General features: G+C 54.2%; 23 protein-coding genes. 6 read left to right on the top strand and 17 right to left on the bottom strand.

The window, feature by feature from the left end; translation table 11 throughout:
• Nucleotides 1–5: 5 nt before the first annotated feature.
• From OES20_09190 to OES20_09165, 6 genes are all read right to left on the bottom strand, one after another.
• The gene (locus OES20_09190; GenBank protein MDH3634867.1) at nt 6–1637 is read right to left on the bottom strand and encodes a long-chain-fatty-acid--CoA ligase; all 1632 of its coding nucleotides are present in this window, start codon (nt 1635–1637) and stop codon (nt 6–8) included.
• A gap of 12 nt (nt 1638–1649) precedes the next feature.
• On the bottom strand, nt 1650–3953 hold the full coding sequence (locus tag OES20_09185; GenBank protein ID MDH3634866.1) for a 3-hydroxyacyl-CoA dehydrogenase NAD-binding domain-containing protein: 2304 nt from the start codon (nt 3951–3953) through the stop codon (nt 1650–1652).
• 9 nt (nt 3954–3962) lie between these two features.
• Nucleotides 3963–4760: an alpha/beta hydrolase gene (locus OES20_09180; GenBank protein ID MDH3634865.1), complete on the bottom strand. Its 798-nt coding sequence runs from the start codon at nt 4758–4760 to the stop codon at nt 3963–3965.
• A complete protein-coding gene (locus OES20_09175; protein ID MDH3634864.1) occupies nt 4760–6067 on the bottom strand; it encodes an O-acetylhomoserine aminocarboxypropyltransferase/cysteine synthase in 1308 nt (435 codons plus the stop codon). Before OES20_09175 ends, OES20_09180 begins: the two co-directional genes overlap by 1 nt.
• A 14-nt stretch (nt 6068–6081) precedes the next feature.
• A complete protein-coding gene (locus OES20_09170) occupies nt 6082–7182 on the bottom strand; it encodes a dimethylsulfoniopropionate demethylase (protein MDH3634863.1) in 1101 nt (366 codons plus the stop codon).
• A 112-nt stretch (nt 7183–7294) separates the two neighbouring features.
• Nucleotides 7295–8146: a hypothetical protein gene (locus OES20_09165; protein ID MDH3634862.1), complete on the bottom strand. Its 852-nt coding sequence runs from the start codon at nt 8144–8146 to the stop codon at nt 7295–7297.
• A gap of 131 nt (nt 8147–8277) precedes the next feature.
• Here OES20_09165 and OES20_09160 point away from each other — a divergent pair, with 131 nt between their 5' ends.
• Together OES20_09160 and OES20_09155 are read left to right on the top strand one after the other, a co-directional pair.
• Nucleotides 8278–8481, top strand: a complete 204-nt coding sequence (locus tag OES20_09160; GenBank protein MDH3634861.1) for a DUF1289 domain-containing protein — start codon at nt 8278–8280, stop codon at nt 8479–8481.
• Nucleotides 8474–9082, top strand: coding sequence for a CoA pyrophosphatase (locus OES20_09155; protein MDH3634860.1), 609 nt, complete (start codon nt 8474–8476; stop codon nt 9080–9082). Before OES20_09160 ends, OES20_09155 begins: the two co-directional genes overlap by 8 nt.
• 1 nt (nt 9083) lies before the next feature.
• On the opposite strand, the gene OES20_09150 is transcribed toward OES20_09155, so the two are convergent.
• Entirely contained in the window at nt 9084–9827 is a 744-nt protein-coding gene (locus OES20_09150; protein MDH3634859.1) for a ferredoxin--NADP reductase, read from the bottom strand.
• Between the two features lie 153 nt (nt 9828–9980).
• Complete coding sequence (locus OES20_09145) at nt 9981–10640, bottom strand: glutathione S-transferase family protein (protein MDH3634858.1); 660 nt, start codon at nt 10638–10640, stop codon at nt 9981–9983.
• 129 nt (nt 10641–10769) lie between these two features.
• Here OES20_09145 and OES20_09140 point away from each other — a divergent pair, with 129 nt between their 5' ends.
• Nucleotides 10770–11438, top strand: coding sequence for a class I SAM-dependent methyltransferase (locus OES20_09140; GenBank protein MDH3634857.1), 669 nt, complete (start codon nt 10770–10772; stop codon nt 11436–11438).
• Nucleotides 11439–11445: 7 nt separating this feature from the next.
• Here OES20_09140 and OES20_09135 read toward each other — a convergent pair whose 3' ends face one another.
• The 7 genes from OES20_09135 to OES20_09105 form a co-directional block, all read right to left on the bottom strand.
• Entirely contained in the window at nt 11446–11670 is a 225-nt protein-coding gene (locus OES20_09135) for a glutaredoxin (GenBank protein MDH3634856.1), read from the bottom strand.
• Nucleotides 11671–11729: 59 nt separating this feature from the next.
• Nucleotides 11730–12299 carry a carboxymuconolactone decarboxylase family protein gene (locus OES20_09130; protein ID MDH3634855.1) on the bottom strand — a complete coding sequence of 190 codons (570 nt, stop codon included), beginning with the start codon at nt 12297–12299 and terminating at the stop codon, nt 11730–11732.
• A gap of 52 nt (nt 12300–12351) precedes the next feature.
• Nucleotides 12352–12933, bottom strand: a complete 582-nt coding sequence (locus OES20_09125) for a TetR/AcrR family transcriptional regulator (protein ID MDH3634854.1) — start codon at nt 12931–12933, stop codon at nt 12352–12354.
• Nucleotides 12934–13033: 100 nt separating this feature from the next.
• Nucleotides 13034–14134 carry an S-methyl-5-thioribose-1-phosphate isomerase gene (gene mtnA / locus OES20_09120; protein ID MDH3634853.1) on the bottom strand — a complete coding sequence of 367 codons (1101 nt, stop codon included), beginning with the start codon at nt 14132–14134 and terminating at the stop codon, nt 13034–13036.
• Between the two features lie 4 nt (nt 14135–14138).
• The gene (locus OES20_09115; protein ID MDH3634852.1) at nt 14139–14804 is read right to left on the bottom strand and encodes a class II aldolase/adducin family protein; all 666 of its coding nucleotides are present in this window, start codon (nt 14802–14804) and stop codon (nt 14139–14141) included.
• Nucleotides 14805–14815: 11 nt separating this feature from the next.
• Nucleotides 14816–15778, bottom strand: a complete 963-nt coding sequence (locus OES20_09110) for a thioredoxin fold domain-containing protein (GenBank protein MDH3634851.1) — start codon at nt 15776–15778, stop codon at nt 14816–14818.
• Between the two features lie 61 nt (nt 15779–15839).
• On the bottom strand, nt 15840–17246 hold the full coding sequence (locus OES20_09105) for a mannose-1-phosphate guanylyltransferase/mannose-6-phosphate isomerase (protein MDH3634850.1): 1407 nt from the start codon (nt 17244–17246) through the stop codon (nt 15840–15842).
• Nucleotides 17247–17340: 94 nt separating this feature from the next.
• On the opposite strand from OES20_09105, the gene OES20_09100 reads away from it, so the two are divergent.
• Nucleotides 17341–17526: a hypothetical protein gene (locus OES20_09100; protein ID MDH3634849.1), complete on the top strand. Its 186-nt coding sequence runs from the start codon at nt 17341–17343 to the stop codon at nt 17524–17526.
• A gap of 32 nt (nt 17527–17558) precedes the next feature.
• On the opposite strand, the gene OES20_09095 is transcribed toward OES20_09100, so the two are convergent.
• Nucleotides 17559–18281, bottom strand: a complete 723-nt coding sequence (locus OES20_09095) for a FadR family transcriptional regulator (protein MDH3634848.1) — start codon at nt 18279–18281, stop codon at nt 17559–17561.
• Nucleotides 18282–18368: 87 nt separating this feature from the next.
• Here OES20_09095 and OES20_09090 point away from each other — a divergent pair, with 87 nt between their 5' ends.
• Nucleotides 18369–19358 (top strand): oxidoreductase, encoded by a 990-nt coding sequence (locus OES20_09090; protein ID MDH3634847.1) that lies wholly within the window; start codon nt 18369–18371, stop codon nt 19356–19358.
• Nucleotides 19358–20248, top strand: a complete 891-nt coding sequence (locus tag OES20_09085) for a DMT family transporter (protein MDH3634846.1) — start codon at nt 19358–19360, stop codon at nt 20246–20248. Before OES20_09090 ends, OES20_09085 begins: the two co-directional genes overlap by 1 nt.
• On the opposite strand, the gene OES20_09080 is transcribed toward OES20_09085, so the two are convergent.
• Complete coding sequence (locus OES20_09080) at nt 20230–20667, bottom strand: MOSC domain-containing protein (GenBank protein ID MDH3634845.1); 438 nt, start codon at nt 20665–20667, stop codon at nt 20230–20232. The two genes, OES20_09085 and OES20_09080, sit on opposite strands and share 19 nt — an antisense overlap.
• Between the last annotated feature and the right edge of the window lie 30 nt (nt 20668–20697).

Raw genomic sequence — 20697 nt, 5'->3', positions numbered from 1 at the left:
GTTTTTTACAACGCTTTGGCGCGCTCACGCAATACATTTTTCTGGATCTTGCCGGTAGCGGTTTTTGGTAGTTCACCAAAAACGATTTTTTTCGGCCGCTTGAAGCGTGCCATATTATCGGCGCAAAAATCGATCAGTTCCTGTTCGCTGGCATCGGCATCTGATTTCAGTTCGACAAACGCGCAGGGGACTTCACCCCATTTTTCGTCGGCCAGCGCCACCACCGCGGCTTCTCCGACCGAAGAGTGCTTGTAGAGTACGCCTTCAACCTCAACCGAGGAGATATTCTCACCACCCGAAATGATCACATCCTTGGCGCGATCCTTGACCTGGATATAACCGTCGGGGTGGATCACCGCGATATCGCCACTCATGAACCAGCCATTGTTGAAGGCTTCGTCGGTTGCCCCGGGATCCTTCAGATAACCTTTCATAACTGTGTTGCCGCGAATCACGATTTCACCCATGGTTTCGGCATCCCAGGGTACGGATTTACCGGTCTCGGGATCGATGACATCGACCGCTTCGGTCATCGAGAACCGAACTCCCTGGCGTGCCTTGAGTTCAGCCTGGCGTTCGATCGACTGCTGGTACCAGTCGTCCTGCGGTGCCGAATGCAGAATATGGCCGTAGGTTTCGGTGAGCCCGTAGACGTGCATGACTTCGAAATTGAACTGCGCCATGCTTTCCAGCACCTTGGCCGGTGGCGGCGCGCCGGCGGTCATCGCATAGACGGTATCCTTGAATACCTTCTGATCCTCGGCGGGCGCATTGGCGAGCATGTTTAATATGATCGGTGCACCACCGAAATGGGTAATCCCGTGTTCTTCGGCAAGATCGAAAAACAGCTTTGGCGTAAATGCACGAATGCAGACCACGGTCGCCGCAAGCGCAGTCATGGTCCAGGCATGGCCCCAGCCGTTACAGTGGAACATCGGCACCGTGTACAGGTAACGTGGGTGGGGGGGTAGCGCCCAGGAAATGACGGTGCCCATGGTCATCAGGTAAGAACCGCGATGGTGGTAAACGACGCCCTTGGGAAGCCCGGTCGTACCCGAGGTGTAGTTCAGGGTCAGCGCCTGCCACTCGTCTTCGGGTGGTCGCCAGGCGAAGGTATCGTCGCCACGATCGACCAGGTCTTCATAGAAGGAAAAGCTTATATCTGTAGGCAGCTCCGGTTTCTCGGCCGCATCGGCATCGTCGATGATGATGATTTCGGGTTGCAGTTCAGAGCTCTGCAGGGCTTCCTGCAGCACCGGCCAGAGCTGGCGGTCGCAAATGAAAATCCTCGATTCTCCATGATCGATAATATAGGCGACCGTGGCCGCGTCGAGCCGCGTGTTAATCGTATTCAGCACGGCACCAGCCATCGGGATTGAGAAATGGCTTTCAAACATTTCCGGGGTATTGAAGGCGAACACCGAAACGGTGTCGTTTTTACCGATGCCTCGAGCTGCCAGGCTCGACGCAATACGGGTACAGCGATTGCGTGTCTGGGCCCAGCTATTGCGGCGCTGGTTGTAAATCAATGCTTCGCGTTGCGGATAAATATCGGCCGCACGATGCAGGAAAGATAGCGGTGTCAGCGGAACGAAGTTGGCGGCGTTGGCGTTCAGTTGATCGTATTCGATAGTCATAATACACCTGTGCTAATTTCGTACGGGCGACCCCGCATCGAGCATGCTGTTAATACGCTCGCGGGTTGCGGCCGTTGCAACCAGGGTCAGAAATGAACGACGCTCGGCGTCGTAGAAATCCTGTTCGCTCCAAACCGTGCCCGGTTCGATATCGCCGCCGGTCACGATCCTGGCCATTTCGCTGCCAACATTGACGTCATGCGCCATGAATACACCCTTGGCACGAGATTCTTCCAGCCATTTGACCATTTCTTCGAATAAGGGTCTACCCGGCATAACGAGGGCAGGGCGTTCAAATTGCACCTGGCCTCCGGGATCGGCGATCGCCTTGATCGCTTCGCCAAGGATACGATCGCGGTTAATGACGAAACGATCGTGTGCTCGCAGCATCGCCTGCTGCTTGGCAATGATCGGTGAAGTTGCAGTTCTACCATAGCCAAGATTCATGAAAGCCTTCCAGCAGGCGGCAGAAATATCATCGCCGCACTGCAACAACTCTATCCAGCGATACAGGGTTTCCTTGCAGCCACCACCACCCGGAACAACGCCGACCAGTGATTCGACCAGGCCCATGACAGAATTTGCATGACAGATAACCTGTCTTGCATGTAACACCACTTCGAAGCCGCCACCAATCGACAGGCCCACCGGTGCTGCGACCACCGGAAACGGGGCAGTCTGCATGCGATGCACTGATTGCTGAAAATCCTGCAGAAACTTGTCCAGGCCGTCCATGTCATCACGGCGAAAGAAATCGCGCACCGCCTGCAAGTTGACCCCGCAGGAAAAATGCTGGGCGTCGTTGTGCACGATCAATCCCTGCAGTCCGTAAGGTTCAACCTGGTTCAGCGCATCATCGAGGATTGCCATCGAGTCGGAATCGAGTGCGTTAGCCTTGCTGTGAAACTCGACCAGCGCGATACCGTCGAGCTCGAACCAGCTGGCAACCGCGCAACTGTTACGGGGCTGCAGGGTTTGACGTTTTTCAGTAAAACGGATTACGCCGTCCGGGCGCTTGATGGTTTGCCAGGTACTGCCGACATGTCGCACCTGGAGATCGTTGTCAGCAACCCGGTAGAAGGTTGATCCGGCGGCCTCGGTGAGAAAGGGTGGGATCGGCAGATTGTCTGATTCGAGCCGGGCAATGAATGTATCGACACCAATTTCATCGATTAATTCGAACGGACCCTTGATCCAGTTGTAACCCAGTTTCATTGCGTCGTCGATGCCGACCGGATCTTCGCCGACCTCGGGAATCAGCGAGGCAGCGTAGCTCAGGGTGCGTGACAGCACGCGCCATGCAAACTGGCCATATAAAGTGTTGTCTTCGAGCAAATGCCTGACGCCGTAGCGCTCGGCTTTTTCAGCGAGTGGCAGGTTCAGGCGCGCTGCCTCTTTGTATTCCGAGGTTTCGAGGTTCAATACCTCGCGCCCGGACTCGACATCGCGGTAAAAGCCCTGGCCCTGTTTGTTGCCGGTCTGACCGTTGGCGATCATTTGTGTCATTAGTGGTATTTTTGCGGCCTCGGCATGAAACGGGTCGGAATCCGGCAGAATATTGACCAGGCTCTGTACCACGTCCGACATCAGGTCGATTCCGATCAGGTCGTAAAGACCGAAGACACCGGTTTTTGGTATTCCCATGGGTCGACCGAAAATAGCATCGGCTTCGAGGGGCGTCAGTCCCTTTTCGAACGCGGCCTGTAGCGCACACTGGATGGCGAAAACCCCGACCCGGTTACCGAGAAAACCCGGTGTATCTCGACAGAGCACGACACCTTTACCCAGTTGTTGTTCGCAAAAGTCACCCAACAGGTCGATGACGGACGAATCGGTATCCTCGCCGCGCACCAGTTCGAGCAGGCGCATGAAACGCACCGGGTTGAAAAAATGGGTGATGGCGAAGCGCTGGCGAAACGCAAGTGGCATGTCTTCAACCAGCAATCGAATCGGAATTGTCGATGTATTCGACGTGATAATGGCATCGTCCTGACACACGGCATCAAGACGCTGGTACAAATCCTTCTTGATATCGAGACGTTCGACCACGGCCTCGGCGACCCAGTCGCAGTCGGCGAGTTGATCGAAATCATCGCGGGTGTTGCCAAGGTGGATAAAGGCTTCGGCGTCCTTGCTGACCAGGCCTGGTTGATTCGGGTCGCGCAGACGCTCGAGCCCACGTTCGGCGAGCGCGTTTACGTTATCGTCCGTGGGCAGGTCCAGCAACCAGACTTCGATGCCGGCGTTGGCGACCTGGCCTGCAATACCGGAACCCATCGTGCCGGCGCCGATCACGGCAACTTTGTTGATGCTCATCGATATCCCCTAGGCTGCTTGTTCCAGCGAGCTAATCAGTTCACGTAACTTTTGTAATGTCTGGCGCGGCGCCTCGATCGGCAGCATGTGGCCAAAGCGCTCAATGATCGTAACCCGGGCATTTAATTCCTCGGCGAAGGCCATGCCGGCCTTGACCGGGGTGAGCCGGTCCTTGCGGGCCAGTATCAGCTGGGATGGCACCTTGATGGATTTGGCAACCTGGCTGCCGTTTTCGTAGCTGGCGCAGGCCACCAGGTCTTCATAGAGCGGATTGCTCGCCATGATCTGGCGTCCGATCGCGATCGGCTGCATCCCCGGGATCGCGCTGATACCATACTGGGCATCGGGTCCGAAACCCCACATGAGCAGCATTTCCGCGGCATCTCCGGCACTGTTTTTAGCGGCATCGATCAATGCCGGGTTAACCGGGATCGCGCCCGCGGTGCCTACGCCGGTGATCGATTTCAACAATTCGGGGGCCTGGCGTGCGAGCTCGAGCACGTCGAGAAATCCCTGGGAATGACCCACCGCGTGCACCCCGGTGACCCCGGCGGCGCGGATAAAATCAGCCAGCCAGGCGCCCATTTCCTCGATGCTCTCGAGTGGCTTACCCTCGGAAAGGCTGTGCCCGGGAAGATCGGGTGCCAGCACCGCATAGCCGTTGTAAGCAAACCAGCGCGTTTGCAAGGCCCAGCTGCGATGATCGAGCCCGCTGCCGTGCACGAACATAACTGTTGGCAGGCTGCCGTCAAATTTCTTGCCGCCGGTGGCTGCATAGGTCTTGTGACCCCGAACATCGATATACATCAGGATTCCCCGGCGATGCGCTGTGCTGCCTTGAAGCCACGCGTGAAGTCGGACTTGATATCGGTAATATCTTCGATGCCAACCGAGACGCGAATCATGTCTTCACTGATGCCGGCCGCCTTCATATCTTCAACCGTGAGGCGCGAATGCGTGGTGCTCCCGGGGTGCAGCACCAGGGTACGGGCATCGCCGACATTGGCCAGGTTCGATGCCAGTTGCAACGAATCGATGAATGCCGCACCCCCTGCACGACCTCCGACAACGCCGAAACATAGCATCGAACCGGCGCCGTCGGGGAACAGGGTATCAGCCAGGGCGTGGCTCGGATTCGATTCCATGTCGGGATAGTTGGTCCAGGTTACCGCTTCCTGCTGTTGTAGCCAATCGAGCAGGACTTTCGCATTGGCAACATGCTGTTTCATGCGCAGGCTCAGGGTTTCGATGCCCTGCAGGATCAGGAACGCATTGTGCGGGCTCATTGCGGCACCGATATCGCGCATCGATTCGGCGCGCATTTTCATCGCCAGCGCCGAAGGTCCGAACTCTTCCCAGAATTTAATGCCATGAAAAGGGGCATAGGGCTCGGTGAGTTCGGGAAAGCGACCGCTTTGTTCCCAGTCAAACTGGCCGCCGTCAACGATCGCCCCGCCAATCGCGACACCATGTCCACCCATCCACTTGGTAACCGAATGTACGACAATGTCGGCACCGTGGTCGATTGGGCGACACAGGCTCGGGGTTGCAAAAGTGGCGTCGACTACCAGAGGTATTCCGACTTCGTGCGCAATTGCGCTGATGCCGGGAAGATCGGCGATCTCGAGACCCGGGTTGCCGATCGATTCGCAAAACACCATCTTGGTATTGGGCTGGATCGCATCGCGCAGGGCCGTCTCGTCGTTAATGGAAACGAAGGTACAGTCGATGCCGAGACGTTTTATCGTGTGCTTTAAAAGAGTCGCAGTGGAGCCATAGATCTGCGTTGCCGAAATCATGTGGTCGCCGGCTGAACACAAGGTAATAAAAACCGTAAACAGCGCGCTCATGCCGGAGGCGGTACAAATTGCGCCACTGCCGCCTTCAAGCGCGGCGATGCGCTGTTCCAGCACTGCGACCGTGGGATTGGTGATACGGCTATAAATATGGCCGCCCTGTTCAACGTTAAACAGCGACGAGCCATCACTGACGCTCTCGAACACGTACGACGTGGTCTGGTAAACCGGAACCGCGCGCGAACCATGGTCGCTCTCCGGCACGTAACCGGTGTGCAATGCCACCGTGTCAGGTTTGAGATACGAAGAACGACTCATGCTTACCTCCCGGATTATCCAATCGCGTCAAAATCGAATGGCAGATCGACGATATTACCAGTTTTACCGTCCACGCTGACGGTTCGGTTATTGCTTAGAAAATCGCGCTTCATCATTATCATCGTCAGGAATTTCTGATAACGCGGCGACCATACCTGTGAACGTACATCACCGACTGTGCGATCGTCCACTTCAACCCTGAAATCATCAAAGCTGACAGGCTCATCGAAGACTACCCCGACCAGCTGGTGCACGTGTTTGCCCCTGATTTCACGCAATGCCGGCAGACTCAACGACTCGATATCGGCGTCGAGGTCGATGAAGGCGTCCAGTCCGCATTCAAACGGATTGTGGGTAAAGTTCATGTCGTTGCCGTACGACAACAGGCCGCTTTCGACGCGTTCGATCAGGTTGGGGCCACCCGCCCTGACATTCAAATCCCGACCCTGTGCGAATAGTTCATCCCACAGCGGCTCGGCCAGCTCAGCATCGTTCAGATAGATTTCGAAGCCACCCTGTTTGCTGAAACCGGAGCGCATGACCATCATCGCTTTGCCACGAAATTGGAGCATTTTCGAACGAAAAAAACGGATACCGGGGACCTCATCGCCGAAAATACGGGTCACCAGGGTTTCTGCTTTCGGGCCCTGTACCGCGAGTGGCCAGATGGCGGCCTCGCGCACCGTGACATCGAGACCGTAGCCGAGCGCGAGCCCACGGGCCCATAATCTGACGTCGCTATCGGCGATCGAAACCCACCAGTCATCGTTGGCGAATTTAATCAATACCGGGTCGTTGACCAGGCCGCCGTTTTCGTCGCAGAGTGGCGCATAAAGTCCCTGTCCAATGCCAGCGCGGGAAATATCTCGCGGTGTCATCAGCTGGATTAAACGTTCGCTATCGGGACCGGAAATCTCGATCTGTCGTTCGCAGGAGACATCCCAGACCTGAACATCGTCGCACAGACTCCAGTAATCGGCTTCTATGGATTCGAAAAAAGTGGGCAACAACATGTGATTGTACACGGTGTAACCCTTGACACCGGCGGCTTCCACGCGGTTGGTAAACGGGGTTTTGCGCGTGCGGCGTGAAATGCTTAGAATTTTATCAACCAATCCGGGATTCCAGTCGAGTCAAGTGGCCCGAGCCGTCGTTACCAAAGGGTCGCAATGCTATTCTTTTTTGATTTGTCTGACAAATAAGAAGTTGCCTGTTTGGCGCCTGTTTTTACCCGATTGCGACCTGGTGGGGATATTGTGGGTTATTTGCCTCGATTTCAGCTACGCGGGGACCATAGTGCAGAATACTCGACTCCTTGTTGCCGAGTAATCCAGGTCGGCTGGAATAGCCGAGTATGGCCTGAATGCGTTGGCGCTGGCCCTCGACGGGTGTTACCCGATGCAGCGAATAATGCCCACGAAACAGTGAAAGTGTACCCGCCTGTAAACGGTTCTGGAGCACTCGATCACTGTTGCCTTGCAGAACCGCCTGCACGGCGTCAAAGTTTTCGTCGGTGTCGGAACGAATTGCCGGTGCATATTCAAATATTCCCCCGGCGTCGGGTTCCTGTAACAGCAAAGTGGTTACCATGGTGCCACTGTCAAAATGCCATTGCTGACATCCGCCCTGGTTCATGATCGAAATATTAAGCGACTGGTAGGGATCCTGGTTACGATAAATCCGCTGATCGGTAACCGCGGCCAGGAAATCGAGCATTAAATCGCTTCGGTATAGCTGGCTCAGCAGGAATTCAGGCGGTATCAAATCGGCAGCAACCTGGGCCAGGTTACGCTTACCCTTGTACCTTACGGGGTGTGTGCCGGGCAGGTCTTCGCCATGACCCAGTCGATAATTGAAGAAGTAGGGACTGACCTCGGTCGGGCCGGGATAGGCGAGATGTGCTATAGAGTGTGCCTGCCGCACCATTTTGTCCAGCGCCTGTGCCGTTACGAAGCCGGGCAGGGTGCAGGAACCATCCTGGTCGAGGCTGGCCCGCAACTGCTTGACCCATGACTGCGCATCGGCAGATGACAGCTTATCGACCGGGTAATCGTCGATATTGATTATTTGCGGCGACATGCCGTTAAAATTACAGGTTTTTTAGACTGATGCAAGCGGCTAGTACTTGTGTCAGGGTATCGGAATAATTTAGGCTTCGCCCACTATGGACCAGCAACTTCTTCTACTGAAAGATCACCCGGAATTCGACAATGGCAACTTCGGATACTGATAAACCGGTGCGGGTTGAATCCCCGTGTGTGCGCCACTGCACGCTCGATGATAATGACATCTGCCTGGGCTGTTTTCGCAGCATCGACGAAATCTGTGCCTGGAGTGCTGCCAGTAACGAAAAGCGGCTGGAATTCCTGGATCTGGCAGCGGCACGCAGGAGCAGGGCCTCAAGGCGTGCCTGAACTGGATGCTCTCAGCGTCGATGACATTCGAGCGCGCCTGCATGCTCAACGTGACACGACTTATGATGTCCCCCCGGAATTGTTAAGTGATGCGGCACGCGAGGCTGCGGTACTGGTACCGTTTGTACGCATCGACAACGCCTGGCATATTCTTTATATCCGACGAACCAGCTACGAGGGCGACCGCCATAGCGGGCAGGTCGCGTTCGCCGGCGGCAAACGCGATGAGGCCGATGAAACCTTGCTGGCGACGGCACTGCGGGAGACCGAGGAAGAGATAGGTATCGCCGCCAGTGATATCGAAGTACTCGGGCACATCAACCATCATCACACCATCAGTGAATTTCAGGTTCGACCTTACATCGGAGTCGTGCCCTGGCCGTACCCGTTAAACCTGGATGAAATCGAAGTTGCGCGCGCGTTTACAATTCCGCTGAACTGGCTCGCCGAAGCCTCGAACTATCGCTTCGAGGAACGTCAACACCCAGATTCCCGGAGACCCTGGCCAGTGGTCTACTATGACCTTTACGATGGGGAAATGCTATGGGGAGCAACTGCGCGCATGACCCTGTCGCTGATCGAGGTACTGCGCGGCGATTAAACTAGTGATACTTCTCGGTCGTGAAATGACCCGGGTCGCGGCGGCGATGTTTTTTCATCTCGCGTGATACCAGCTCGGCGCTGACATCGGTAATCATGTCGGAGCTGCCGCACATCATGACGTGGGAGTTCTCGGCGTTAATGATGACGCCGGCCTTCTGCTCGAGACTGCCATCCTGCATCACCGAGGGAACTCGCTTACCGAGACAAGCTGCTAATTTTTCTCGTGTCACTATCGGCAGGTAACAGAATCGATCGCCATGCATTTCAGCGATCTGCCCGATCGTGTCCTGGTAGGCGAGCTCGTGCGCGTAACTCACCGAGTAGCACAGCATGATTTTTCCAAACTTTTCCCAGGCGGCTTCGCTTTTGAGAATTGCAAGAAAGGGTCCGATACCGGTGCCAGTTGCAATCATCCATAAATGGTTGCATTGTGGAATTTCACTGATGGTCAGGAACCCCGAGGGATTATCCGAGACCAGAACGTCGTCGCCTGACTTGAGATCGAATAGCCGCGGCGAAAGAGGGCCTTCCTCGACGATATTGAAGTACACTTCGAGATGGCTTTCTTGCGGGGTATTGACCAGCGAATAGGGTCGTGCCAGCACGGTATCGCCATCGGGCAGGCCGACGCGCACGAACTGTCCAGCCTCGTACCCGTTGAGTTGAACATCGATAATCAACGATGTCAGGTAATCATTCAGGCGTCGATTCTCAACGACTTTGCCTTCTAGCCAGTTAGCCATTAAGACCTCTTTTGTTCATAAGTAATATCAATCTCATTTAACAGTCACTATACAGCGATTCCAGCCTCGACGGGAATCTTCCAGACCTGGTTCCGCTTAAAGACAAACGTGCATGTGGGATCAAATCCCTGGCTTTTATCGCAAGAACTTATCCTAGGCCGCTAACCGCTGCAGGCTGTAGGAGCCGTTCTTTTCCATGGCATTGATATACAGGTCTTCGAATTCATCGACCACAGATTCCCGAACCTCGGGTAGTGCCAGCAGGCGCTCGGCCCAGGCGTTGACCCGGGGCATTTTTTCAGGATTGATCACCGAGAGTTTGCCATCGGCCACCGAGTCTTGCCTGAAGAAAGGGGCGAAGGCGGTGTCGGCGAGTGAAAATTCAGCCCCGTTAAACCACGGGCCGTCTCCGAGGCGTTTCTCGACCCGCTCGAGCTGGCTCACCAGTAATTCGCTGTACTTGTTATACCTGTCCCTGTCTTTGCTCATTTTCATCATGTAGAGATTACCCAGCATATTCGAGGCAAATTCTATCCAGGCGCGGTTCTTGGCGCGTGCCAGAGGTTCCCTGGGCTGCAGATCGCCGCCGGTGATTTCATCGAGATATTCATTGATAACAGCTGATTCAAAAAGGATTTCGTCGTCAACCTTCAATACCGGAACTTTCGCCAATGGCGAGAGTTCGAGGAACCAGTCGGGCGGATCGGCGAGGTCGATATAGGTGATATCAAAATCGATTTTCTTGTGTTTCAGGGTGATCACTGCACGCTGAACGAAGGGGCAGGTTTTATAGCTGATCAAGTGTAACGACATTGTGTTGTTTCCCGGCTTAAGTCAAAATTAGGTCATTAAGATTCGTATGTATGGACCAACGAAATCAATATCAACCACAAAAAAATTATGGTCTTTTTGGGGTGAATTAGAATTTGGGGAGAAATCATCATGTCGACGTCATCTATAGGTCTCGATGAAATCCTGCAGCAGTACCTGCTGGACGTTTCGCTGCATGAACCGGAAGCTTGCCTGCAGCTGCGTGAACAGACACTGGGTATGCCCGATGCAAATATGATCAGTTCGCCCGAGCAGGTCCAGTTGCTGGTGCTGTTGTTTAAAATGCTGAACGCAAAACAGGGCCTCGAAATCGGCACCTTCACCGGTTACACCAGCCTGAGATTAACCCTGGCAATACCGCTATTGAAGATGACCTGCTGTGATGTGAGTGAAGATTTCACCCGTATTGCGCGCGAGCACTGGCAGGCGGCATCGGTCCAGGATCGGATTGATCTGCAAATTGCACCGGCACAACAAACCCTTGATCGCCTGATCGACGAAGGCCACGAGGGTAAGTACGATTTTGCCTATATAGACGCCGATAAGAGCGGCTACCGGGCCTACGTCGAATCCTGCCTGGTGCTGGTCAGAGCCGGTGGCCTGATAACGCTCGACAATGTACTCTGGAGCGGTTCGGTGGTCGATGCTGGAGACACCAGTGAAGATACCGTAGCGCTGCGTGAGCTCAATCAATGGATTCATGATCGGGCACCAGGCAGTTACGATCTGTCGCTGATCCCAATCGGCGACGGCCTGACCGTGATGCGTAAGAACGGCTAAGCCGCTATCACTGCAAGTTTATCTGCAGGTCTTCGAGGCTTCCGAGGTGTTTACCATCGGCAAATATCTGGGGTAGCGCCTTTGATCGTGGCAGCCGCTCTCTGAACTCGCCCATAACAGCAGGCTCGCTGACATCGCGCTCGGTGTAATCAAGCCCATGTAGTTTGAGCAATGCCTTGGCCTGTTCACAATGTGCACAGCCAGGTCCGGTAAAAATTTCGATATCTTTCATTTTCGTGCGCTGCAAGGTTACGCGGGCATCAATATGCCCGCGTACTACAGGCTCCTGAATTAGTGCCTAACCTTCAGTTGCGGTTCAAATCCGTCGAACATCGGTTCCAGTTCAACACCGAGTGCGTCTCCAAATTTGGAAACCGCGATATAAATCGTGATGACGAATACCGCATCAACGATTTGCGGTTCGCTCCAGTTAGCATGCAGGCGTTCCCAGAGTTCGTTCGATACCCGATTCGCGTCTTCACCGATTTGCACGGTCAAATCCATCAACGCTTTCTCACCTTCGGTGAAATGCGGGCTGGTTTTATACTTGTCACCGTCGATATCGGCAATTTTTTCGGCTGGAATGCCGAGCATGTCTGAAACGCGTTCATGCTGGACTACGCAGTACTGACAGTCATTACGTTGAGTCGCTTTTAATATCAGTAATTCCTTGGTTTGCCAGTCGAGCACGCCATCTTTTAGAATGGCCATGATCAGGTCGGTGAATGCGGTACCGTACTCGGGTTGGTGTCCAAACACCTTGAATATATTCAACAGCGCCTGAAATCGATCCTCGGCCTTATCGTAAAAGGCAATAGTTTCGGCATCTGCCTGATCTCTTTCTACATAAGAAACACTCATGATTTTCTCCTCCGGTTTTGCGGAACAATGGTTCCAGGTTCGGCCAGGTTTGTTACTTCAGCATCATCCTGGCCTGTGATGTGACGGCTTCGATAGTGGTTTGTCGAACATTTATGCGCGTTAGTACACGCAATCCTAAAAACAGGCTGAGCAATGACTTTGCGGTAGACTCGGAATCCAGTGAGGCATTAATTGTTTTATCTTGTTTTGCGGCCTCTATGCGTGCGTAAAAAAACGCTTCGACGCCCCTTAAACTGTGATCGACGAATTCAGCGACCTCGGGATCATGCGGCGATAACTCGAGGGCGGTATTGACTAACAGGCAGCCCCAGGGGGTATCACTGTCAATCGGATTTGTGACGGCTGTTTTGAAAACGGTGATGATCGCCTCTACAGGAGCATGTTTTTCTGCGATCTCCTGCAAATGTTCGATGCGATAAATCCGGTCATAGTGTTCGAGTGCGCGCATGAACAGCGTTCGTTTACCGGGGAAGGCGTTGTATATACTGCCACGATTTATTCCGGTTGCTTTCACCAGCTCCTGCAGCGACGTGGCTTCATAGCCCTTTGACCAGAAGGCCTTCATCGCGCTATCCAGTACCTCGGTTTCGTCGTAACACTTTTCCCAGGGCATGGTTAATCCTCAGTTAGTCGGTACATATTAAACGAGTTTGGAACGATCGGTCAAAACAATTTGTGCAGATTGCTCGTGCATTAAAGCTTTATGCCGGGGTTTAATTTGACGAATGCTCGGGAAAGTTAGATGTAAGGTCGTTTTCAGTGGCCTTAACGATGGCGCGCTCGGTAATCAGGCCAGTGATGAGTCTGGCCGGAGTTACGTCGAAGGCATAATTAACAACCCCGGTGCCATCCGGGGTAATGGTCACATGATCGATGTCGCCACTGCTTAGTTTGCCGATAACCTGCGACACCTCGGTTGCGTCACGCTGTTCGATGGGAACTTCTCTTATTCCATTGCTGATCGTCCAGTCGATCGTGGTGCTCGGCAGGCAAACGTAAAACGCGACGTCGTTGTCTTTTGCGGCCAGGGCTTTAAGGTAAGTGCCAACCTTGTTGCAGACATCGCCGCTGCGAGTGGTACGATCACTACCTACCAGACACAGGTCTACCATGCCCTGCTGCATCAAGTGTCCGCCGAGGTTATCGACAATCAGGCTGTGCGGGACGCCATGATGTCCCAGTTCCCAGGCAGTCAGGCTGGCGCCCTGGTTGCGAGGCCGGGTTTCGTCGACCCAGACGTGAACCGAAATACCGGCGTTGTGGGCCATGTAAATTGGTGCGGTTGCGGTACCCCAGTCGACCGTCGCAAGCCAGCCCGCATTGCAGTGGGTGAGTATGTTTACCGATTCTCCGGGTTGTTTTTCAAGCGCAATATTTTCGATCAGTTCCAGGCCATGTGCACCGATGCTCTGATTGGTTATGACATCAAGCTCGGCTATTTTATCGGCCTGGGAAAATGCCATGGCAGCCCGCTCGGAGGGCGACAATGTCGCAGTTTTTACCTTGACCAGGTCCAGCGCCCAGCGCAGGTTTACAGCCGTGGGCCTGGTCTCGAAAAGTTTCTGGTAGGCATGTTCTACCCCCTTGTCTGACGGATCATCGCATAGTGCCAGGTAATAACCGTAGGCTGCGGTTGTACCTATGAGTGGAGCACCGCGCACCACCATATCGCGTATCGCCGCACAGGCATCGTCCAGGCTTTGCAGGTTTCTGACCTCGAATGCGTGCGGCAGTCGGGTTTGATCGATTACGTCGACCGACCAGCCGTCGTTATTGATCCAGATGCTGCGGTAGGCGACGCCATCGACATTCATGGTTTCAGCCTGCGTCCCCGGGTTGTTTGCCGTAGCTTTTGAATCGCTCGAGTACTTCAGTCATCTGCGCATCGTCCAGTAGAACGGGTTCACCGAGCTGACAGGCATGCCAGTACTGTCTGGCCAGGGACTCGATCTCGATCCCCAGCAACAATACCTTGTCCAGGTTGTCGTGGTAACAAATCATACCATGCGTTCCAAGCAGGCAGGCTCGTCGGCCGTCAAGTGCAGCCAGCATATTGTCGGACAACGCCTGGGTGCCGAACAATGCGTACTCGGCACAGCGGATATTACTACCACCGGCCACTGCGACCATGTAATGAAATGCGGGGATCTCGAGGCGCAGGCAGGACAGGGCGGTCGCAAAAGTTGAATGCGCATGCAATACCGCCCCGGCTTCGGGCCGGTCAACGTAAATATCCCGATGCATGCGCCATTCGCTCGATGGTGCCATCCGGTCTTGCGAAATACCATCCCGGTTAACAAAAACGATATCCTCGGGCTGTAGGCGTTCGTAGGCGACGCCAGACGGTGTTATCAGGAAACCGTCTTCGTAGCGCACACTGATATTACCGGCACTGCCCTGATTGATGTACCGGGAATTCATCGCCAGGCAATTTTCGATTACCTTGCGCGACAATGAGGTTCGCGTGGCAGAATCTGAAGTCATGGAAAGGTATCTTACTCGATAGTTTCGCGTTGTTGCAGTCGCCAGCCCTGGTAATCGATGCCGCGGTCGTAGATGCCCTTGTTGACATAATCGAGAACGCCCCACAACCGATAAAACTGTACCACCGAGTCGACGCGCATGATTTCGTGACCCCGGGGGCTGAATAGCACGATGGTCGGCGTATAAAACAGCCCGAGGTCTTCCCCCCATTGTTTAGCCGTGGTCTTTTTACCGACAGGGGTTACTACTTCGGTATCACCAAACAGGTTGAGCTGCACCACGTCCAGTTTTTCAATTTCGCCGAGAATTTCGTCCTGTGTTAAAGGTCCACTGTGGAGTAATTCGCAGGCATGGCAGTTGCCCTGTTCGAATATTACCGCAAGTGCCTTGTTCGAAAATTGCTTGCTACGCTGCAGGTCATACGGAGGCGGTAGAAAAAAGTCGCGTTCGATTAAATCGCCCGAGGTAAAGAATAATCCCGGCTCGGCACGTTCGAGGTAGTCGCGAAATTTCTCAACCCGGTAGAAACCTTCGACCACATAGTGCAATGCCGCGCGAAACTGGTATGGCGGGTAATATCCCCGCAGGCGATATACCGGTTTGCCCTTGCGGTCGTAGAATACCAGCGATGGCGTAAAATTTGTGTCGTAACGCAGCGCCAGTTCGCGTTCGGTATAGGTGGTGCCGTTGGTATCGATAAACTCTTCGATACCCCAGATGTCGACTGGAATCACGTCGAAATGCTCGCGCAGGTAATGTTCAATCGCGCTGTCGGTGAGATTGATCTCGAAGAATTTTTCGCAGTAGGCACAGCGCTTTTGTCCGTAATAGACGGCTATGCCGAACTTATCCTGTTCCCGCGCCTCGGCCACATCATCGTTCAGATCGCCGAGACTCAGCTTGAACCAGTCCGGGTAAACCAACTCGTCGTCGAGCAGGGTATCGTCGAATTTGAGTGGGTTCTTGTCGGTCATAAGCTTTAAATATCCGATTTCATCGATGAGATAAACTGACCCAGATCAATTTTATTGAAATTTAGTCGTCGCGGCGCCCATAGACGTCATCGAATCGTACAATATCGTCTTCTCCAAGATAGGAGCCCGACTGCACTTCGATAATATCGAGTGGTATTACGCCTGGGTTCTCGATGTAATGGGTGGCGCCAAGCGGAATAAAAACCGACTCGTTTTCATGTACGTCGAAAATTTCATCGTTGCGAAAAACCCGTGCCTTTCCCTTGACCACTACCCAGTGTTCGGCGCGATGATGATGCATCTGCTTGGATAAGCGTGCGCCGGGTTTTACGGTAATGCGCTTGACCTTGTAGCGGTCGCCTTCATCCACCGAATCGAAGCTGCCCCAGGGACGGTAAACGATGCGGTGAAAGTTTTCTTCCTCGCGCTCATTCAGCTTGAGCTGTTCGACGATCTGCCTCACTTTCTCTGCCTGGTCCTTGTCTGCAACCAGCACCGCGTCATGGGTTTCTATGATAACCAGGTTTTTAACCCCAACTGCCGTCACGAGTCGGCTCTCCGCATGCACCAGCGAATTTTCAGTGTCGCTGGTGATGACATCGCCGTGGGTAGAGTTACCCGACTTATCCTTGTCGCCCTGTTCCCACAACGACGAATAGCTACCGATATCGCTCCAGCCGGCGTCCATTGGTACCACGCAGGCCAGGTCGGTTTTCTCCATTACCGCATAGTCGATCGAATCGGATTCGCAGTTGGCAAATGCTTCCGCATCGAGGCGTAGGAAACCTATATCTTCGCGCAAATTGTCGACGGCCTGCCGGCAGTGTCCGACCATATCCGGTTTGAATTTTTCAAGCTCCGCGAGATACGAATGTGCCTTGAACATGAACATTCCACTGTTCCAGTAATAATCGCCCGCGGCCAGGTATTCTTCGGCTGTCTCAAGGTCCGGTTTTTCGACGAATTGATCGACGCTAAAACCGCCTCCATCGGCACTGCCGCGCTTGATATAGCCGTAGCCCGTGGCGGCGTGCTTGGGGACGATTCCGAAAGTCACCAGTTTGCCTGCCTCGGCTAACGGCTGGGCCTGCCGCACGGCATTGCAAAATGCCTTCTCATCCTTAATTTCGTGATCCGCCGAAAGTACCAGCAACACCGGATCATCGGCAAGTTTGGCGGCGTGAATCGCTGCAACCGCAATCGCAGGTGCCGTGTTTCTGCCAACGGGTTCGAGGATAATCGAAAGATCCTCGATGTCGAGCTGTCGTGCCTGTTCGGCGACGATGAAACGGTGTTCGTGGTTGCAGACGACGGTCGGTGCGGAATGCGACAGCCCGTCGAGACGCGACAGTGTTTTTTGCAGCATGGTCTGCTCGTGCAGCAAGCTGAGAAACTGCTTCGGGTACATCTTGCGTGACAGTGGCCAGAGCCGGGTGCCGGAACCGCCCGAGAGAATGATGGGGATCAAATAAGGGCCTCGTTTATTCTGTGAAATCGTGACAGTTGCAATAAGCTTGACAAACTAACATTATAAGTTGATACGCGAAGTAAAAACAGGCGCTATGTCACGTGAAGCGTCGAGGTCCGAGCAGGTAATTGCAGGCTACAAGAAACACAAGTTTGCGGTCAGTGCGCTGCGACGCTTTCGTGACTTAATCCAGGACCTTGAAGAGGAGCCCGCTTCGAACCTGCGCCTGGCAGCGATCGGTTTACCCATTATTTTGCTGCTGATCGGGATCGCGAGCTGATTATTTCTAAGCACCGGCAGGTTGACCTTGCCTTAACCTCGACTGGCGCTGGCCTGCTCAAACTTCTTTAACAGGTAATCGAGTAATTCATCCATGCGGGCTTTCATCGCATTGACATTACCCTGCTCGAGGTGTTCCAGCATTTGCTGGTGCAGGGAAACGATGTCGCTGCGCTCGCGTACCACCGTTACCACCATGTTGGTAACCGGAATCAGGGCTTCGATCACGGTATACATTACAAAACGCAGCATGCCATTTTCGGTGGCATCAACCAGTGCCCGGTGAAAGGCGACATCTGCCTGGCAAAAAGCCTCGTCGCTGATCCCGGGGTCCTGCTGGCGGATTAATGCAGCTTCGATATTCTGGATATGGGATTCATTCGCGTTGACAGCGGCGAGTTCCAGGCAGCTGCCTTGCAAGGCACGCCGTGCCTCGATAATTTCTTCGATGCCAAGAGCCCCCATGCCGACCAGCAGGGTCGCGGCACCACTCAGGGACTCGGCCAATTCTGCATAACTCGGCTGGACCACGAAATTGCCACCCGTCGGGCCACGCCTGGCGCGCACCAGGTTCTGTGCGGCGAGTCGCTTGAGGGCTTCGCGAACGCTCGGGCGCGAAACCCCATAGCGCTGTGCCAGTTCATCCTCGGTGGGCAGGCGCTGCCCGATTTTGAATTGACCCGCGACGATTGCAGCGCGTAATTGTTCGGCAATCTGTTTGGAAATGCTGGCTTTGACAATCGCATTTTCCTGCATTTTTATCCCCGAGTTTGGTGATGCAATTGCGAAGCAATTACTTTAACATGATTTTGTATTACAAATACCATTTGATGGAGTCGATGCATGTCAGAAAAGTTCCAGGCATATCAGATTGGAAAGAACGATGATGGTCAGCGTTGCGTGCTGACACAGTTGGGTGATGACGACTTGATGGAAGGTGATGTGACGGTTGACGTCGAATATACCACCTTGAATTACAAGGATGGTCTGGCCCTGACTGGACGGTCGGCAATCATTCGCAAGTTTCCATTGACCCCCGGAATTGACTTCAGCGGCACAGTTACTGCATCGGACCATGCCGGATTCAGTGTTGGTGACCGAGTGATCTTAAACGGGTTCGGCGTTGGCGAGGTACATTCGGGTGGCTATGCGCAAAAAGCACGCGTCAACGGAGACTGGTTGGTACCGTTACCGGAAGGTCTCGATACGCGCCAGGCGATGGCGATCGGAACTGCCGGCTATACCGCAATGCTAAGCATCATGGCGCTGGAAGATCATGGTATCAAGCCGGGAGATGGCGATATCCTGGTCACTGGTGCATCGGGTGGCGTCGGCAGTATTGCCGTAGCTATCCTTAGTCGCTTAGGGTATCGCGTTGTGGCGAGTACCGGGCGCATGAATGAAAAAGACTTTCTAATGAACCTGGGTGCCGCCGATGTGCTGGACCGCGCGGATTTTGCGGAAAAAGCACGTCCGCTGGGTAAGGAGCTATGGTGCGGCGCAATCGACGTCGCCGGGGGCAACACGCTTGCCAATGTTTTAAGCCAGCTGAAGTCCGGGGGTGCGGCGGCAATCTGTGGTTTGGCCGAATCGATGAACCTGCCTACCACGGTGGCGCCGTTTATACTTCGTGGGATTTCGATGTATGGTATCGATTCGGTGATGGCGCCGATCGAGAAACGCAAGATTGCCTGGCAGCGCCTGGCAACAGATCTCGATCTGGAATTGCTGGACAGCTTGTCGTTTGATCTTGATTTTGCGGATTTGCCACAGGCGGCAGAAGATATTCTGGATGGCAAAATCCGGGGCAGGGCGGTGGTCAAGGTTCCCTAGTGGAGCGTCGATACAGTTACGGTGTAACGCTGGTTATCATTGGTGGCTTTTTCCTGAGCACTTCCGGAATCCTGTTACGCAACATCGAATCGGCAAGCGGCTGGCAGGTCCTGTTCTACCGCGGCTTCACCTTCTCACTAACGCTGTTCCTGCTGTTGCTGATCCGCTACCGATCGGACATCGGCCGCGCCTTCCACAAGATCGGCAAGCCCGGTCTCTGGGCTGCGCTGGTGCTTGGACTCGGTTCCATTTGTTATATTTTTGCGATCCTGCTGACCACGGTTGCCAACGCGGTCTTTATTATTGGCGCCGCACCGCTGGCAACGGCATTTGCCGCGTGGCTGATACTCGGTGAACGAACTTCCCGTTTTGGTGTTATCGCGATGCTGATATCGCTTGCCGGTATCGGATTGATGTTCGCCGATGGTTTGATCGAGGGTCGCTGGGCGGGAAACATCGCTGCCCTGGGCGTGGTCGCCTCTTTTGTCGCCTTCCTGTTAATCATTCGCGATAAGCGTGGCACCGACATGCTACCAGCAACCTGTCTCAGCGGTATCGTTATGGGGGGTGTAGCGGCCTTTTTCGTTGAATCTTTTGTTATTTCGAATCGCGATCTGGCGATCGCGATTACCATGGGCTGCCTGCAGTTCGGCATCGGATTTTGGTGCTTTACGGTTGCGTCGCGCTATATCATGGCGTCCGAGGTTGCCCTTTTTTCACTGACCGAATCGATTCTCGGCCCTATCTGGGTCTGGATCGGGGTTGGCGAAAAACCGAGCTGGCTCACCCTGATCGGCAGCGCAGTTGTGCTGGTCAGCGTCGTGACCTATTGTATTAACGGGATACGAGTCGAGCGGGAGTTGCTGAGAATTCAATCGAATTCTACTTGATCTCCTACCTTGATATTGCCTGCTTTGGTGACGTTACAGCAGATTCCACCCCGCCATTCCGGTGTCAAGGCCGCGGTCAGTCCCTGGTGCTGTGCGTCCATGCGCGAGCAGGGATCGGTTTCCTCGGTCACCAGCAACTCGACGTCGCCAATGCGCACGGTTTTGCCGACATATGAGGCATCAAACTCAACTTCATCGACCAGCAAATTGGCGCGCCGGGTAATCCACGGTAGCTTGGAACCGATCTCGGCACAGGCTTTATGCCATGCCGATTCGCTTAATATGGTTATCTGGCGACCTTGCTGGGTCCCCCGAAAATCGCCGAGGATTCCGTTTGCCACGGTCACCTGCGCACTATCGATTACCTGCATTGCCACGCGAGGTTGGTTTTTTATCGCGATTGCCTTGATCGAACTCATTCAATTCTTCCGGATGTGGTTTATTGCTTG

It is taken from the genome of Gammaproteobacteria bacterium (assembly GCA_029862005.1).
Lineage (GTDB): Bacteria > Pseudomonadota > Gammaproteobacteria.
This window is presented reverse-complemented; position numbering and strand designations above follow the sequence as displayed.

Excerpts from the sequence above, each read along its gene's own strand:
- OES20_09190 (MDH3634867.1), bottom strand. The coding sequence starts at position 1,637 with ATGACTATCGAATACGATCAACTGAACGCCAACGCCGCCAACTTCGTT.
- OES20_09095 (MDH3634848.1), bottom strand. The coding sequence starts at position 18,281 with ATGCAGGAAAATGCGATTGTCAAAGCCAGCATTTCCAAACAGATTGCC.
- OES20_09145 (MDH3634858.1), bottom strand. The coding sequence starts at position 10,640 with ATGTCGTTACACTTGATCAGCTATAAAACCTGCCCCTTCGTTCAGCGT.
- OES20_09140 (MDH3634857.1), top strand. The coding sequence starts at position 10,770 with ATGTCGACGTCATCTATAGGTCTCGATGAAATCCTGCAGCAGTACCTG.
- OES20_09110 (MDH3634851.1), bottom strand. The coding sequence starts at position 15,778 with ATGACCGACAAGAACCCACTCAAATTCGACGATACCCTGCTCGACGAC.
- OES20_09185 (MDH3634866.1), bottom strand. The coding sequence starts at position 3,953 with ATGAGCATCAACAAAGTTGCCGTGATCGGCGCCGGCACGATGGGTTCC.
- OES20_09165 (MDH3634862.1), bottom strand. The coding sequence starts at position 8,146 with ATGTCGCCGCAAATAATCAATATCGACGATTACCCGGTCGATAAGCTG.
- OES20_09150 (MDH3634859.1), bottom strand. The coding sequence starts at position 9,827 with ATGGCTAACTGGCTAGAAGGCAAAGTCGTTGAGAATCGACGCCTGAAT.
- OES20_09130 (MDH3634855.1), bottom strand. The coding sequence starts at position 12,299 with ATGAGTGTTTCTTATGTAGAAAGAGATCAGGCAGATGCCGAAACTATT.
- OES20_09100 (MDH3634849.1), top strand. The coding sequence starts at position 17,341 with ATGTCACGTGAAGCGTCGAGGTCCGAGCAGGTAATTGCAGGCTACAAG.
- OES20_09115 (MDH3634852.1), bottom strand. The coding sequence starts at position 14,804 with ATGACTTCAGATTCTGCCACGCGAACCTCATTGTCGCGCAAGGTAATC.
- mtnA (MDH3634853.1), bottom strand. The coding sequence starts at position 14,134 with ATGAATGTCGATGGCGTCGCCTACCGCAGCATCTGGATCAATAACGAC.
- OES20_09080 (MDH3634845.1), bottom strand. The coding sequence starts at position 20,667 with ATGAGTTCGATCAAGGCAATCGCGATAAAAAACCAACCTCGCGTGGCA.
- OES20_09180 (MDH3634865.1), bottom strand. The coding sequence starts at position 4,760 with ATGTATATCGATGTTCGGGGTCACAAGACCTATGCAGCCACCGGCGGC.
- OES20_09125 (MDH3634854.1), bottom strand. The coding sequence starts at position 12,933 with ATGCCCTGGGAAAAGTGTTACGACGAAACCGAGGTACTGGATAGCGCG.
- OES20_09160 (MDH3634861.1), top strand. The coding sequence starts at position 8,278 with ATGGCAACTTCGGATACTGATAAACCGGTGCGGGTTGAATCCCCGTGT.
- OES20_09175 (MDH3634864.1), bottom strand. The coding sequence starts at position 6,067 with ATGAGTCGTTCTTCGTATCTCAAACCTGACACGGTGGCATTGCACACC.
- OES20_09135 (MDH3634856.1), bottom strand. The coding sequence starts at position 11,670 with ATGAAAGATATCGAAATTTTTACCGGACCTGGCTGTGCACATTGTGAA.
- OES20_09090 (MDH3634847.1), top strand. The coding sequence starts at position 18,369 with ATGTCAGAAAAGTTCCAGGCATATCAGATTGGAAAGAACGATGATGGT.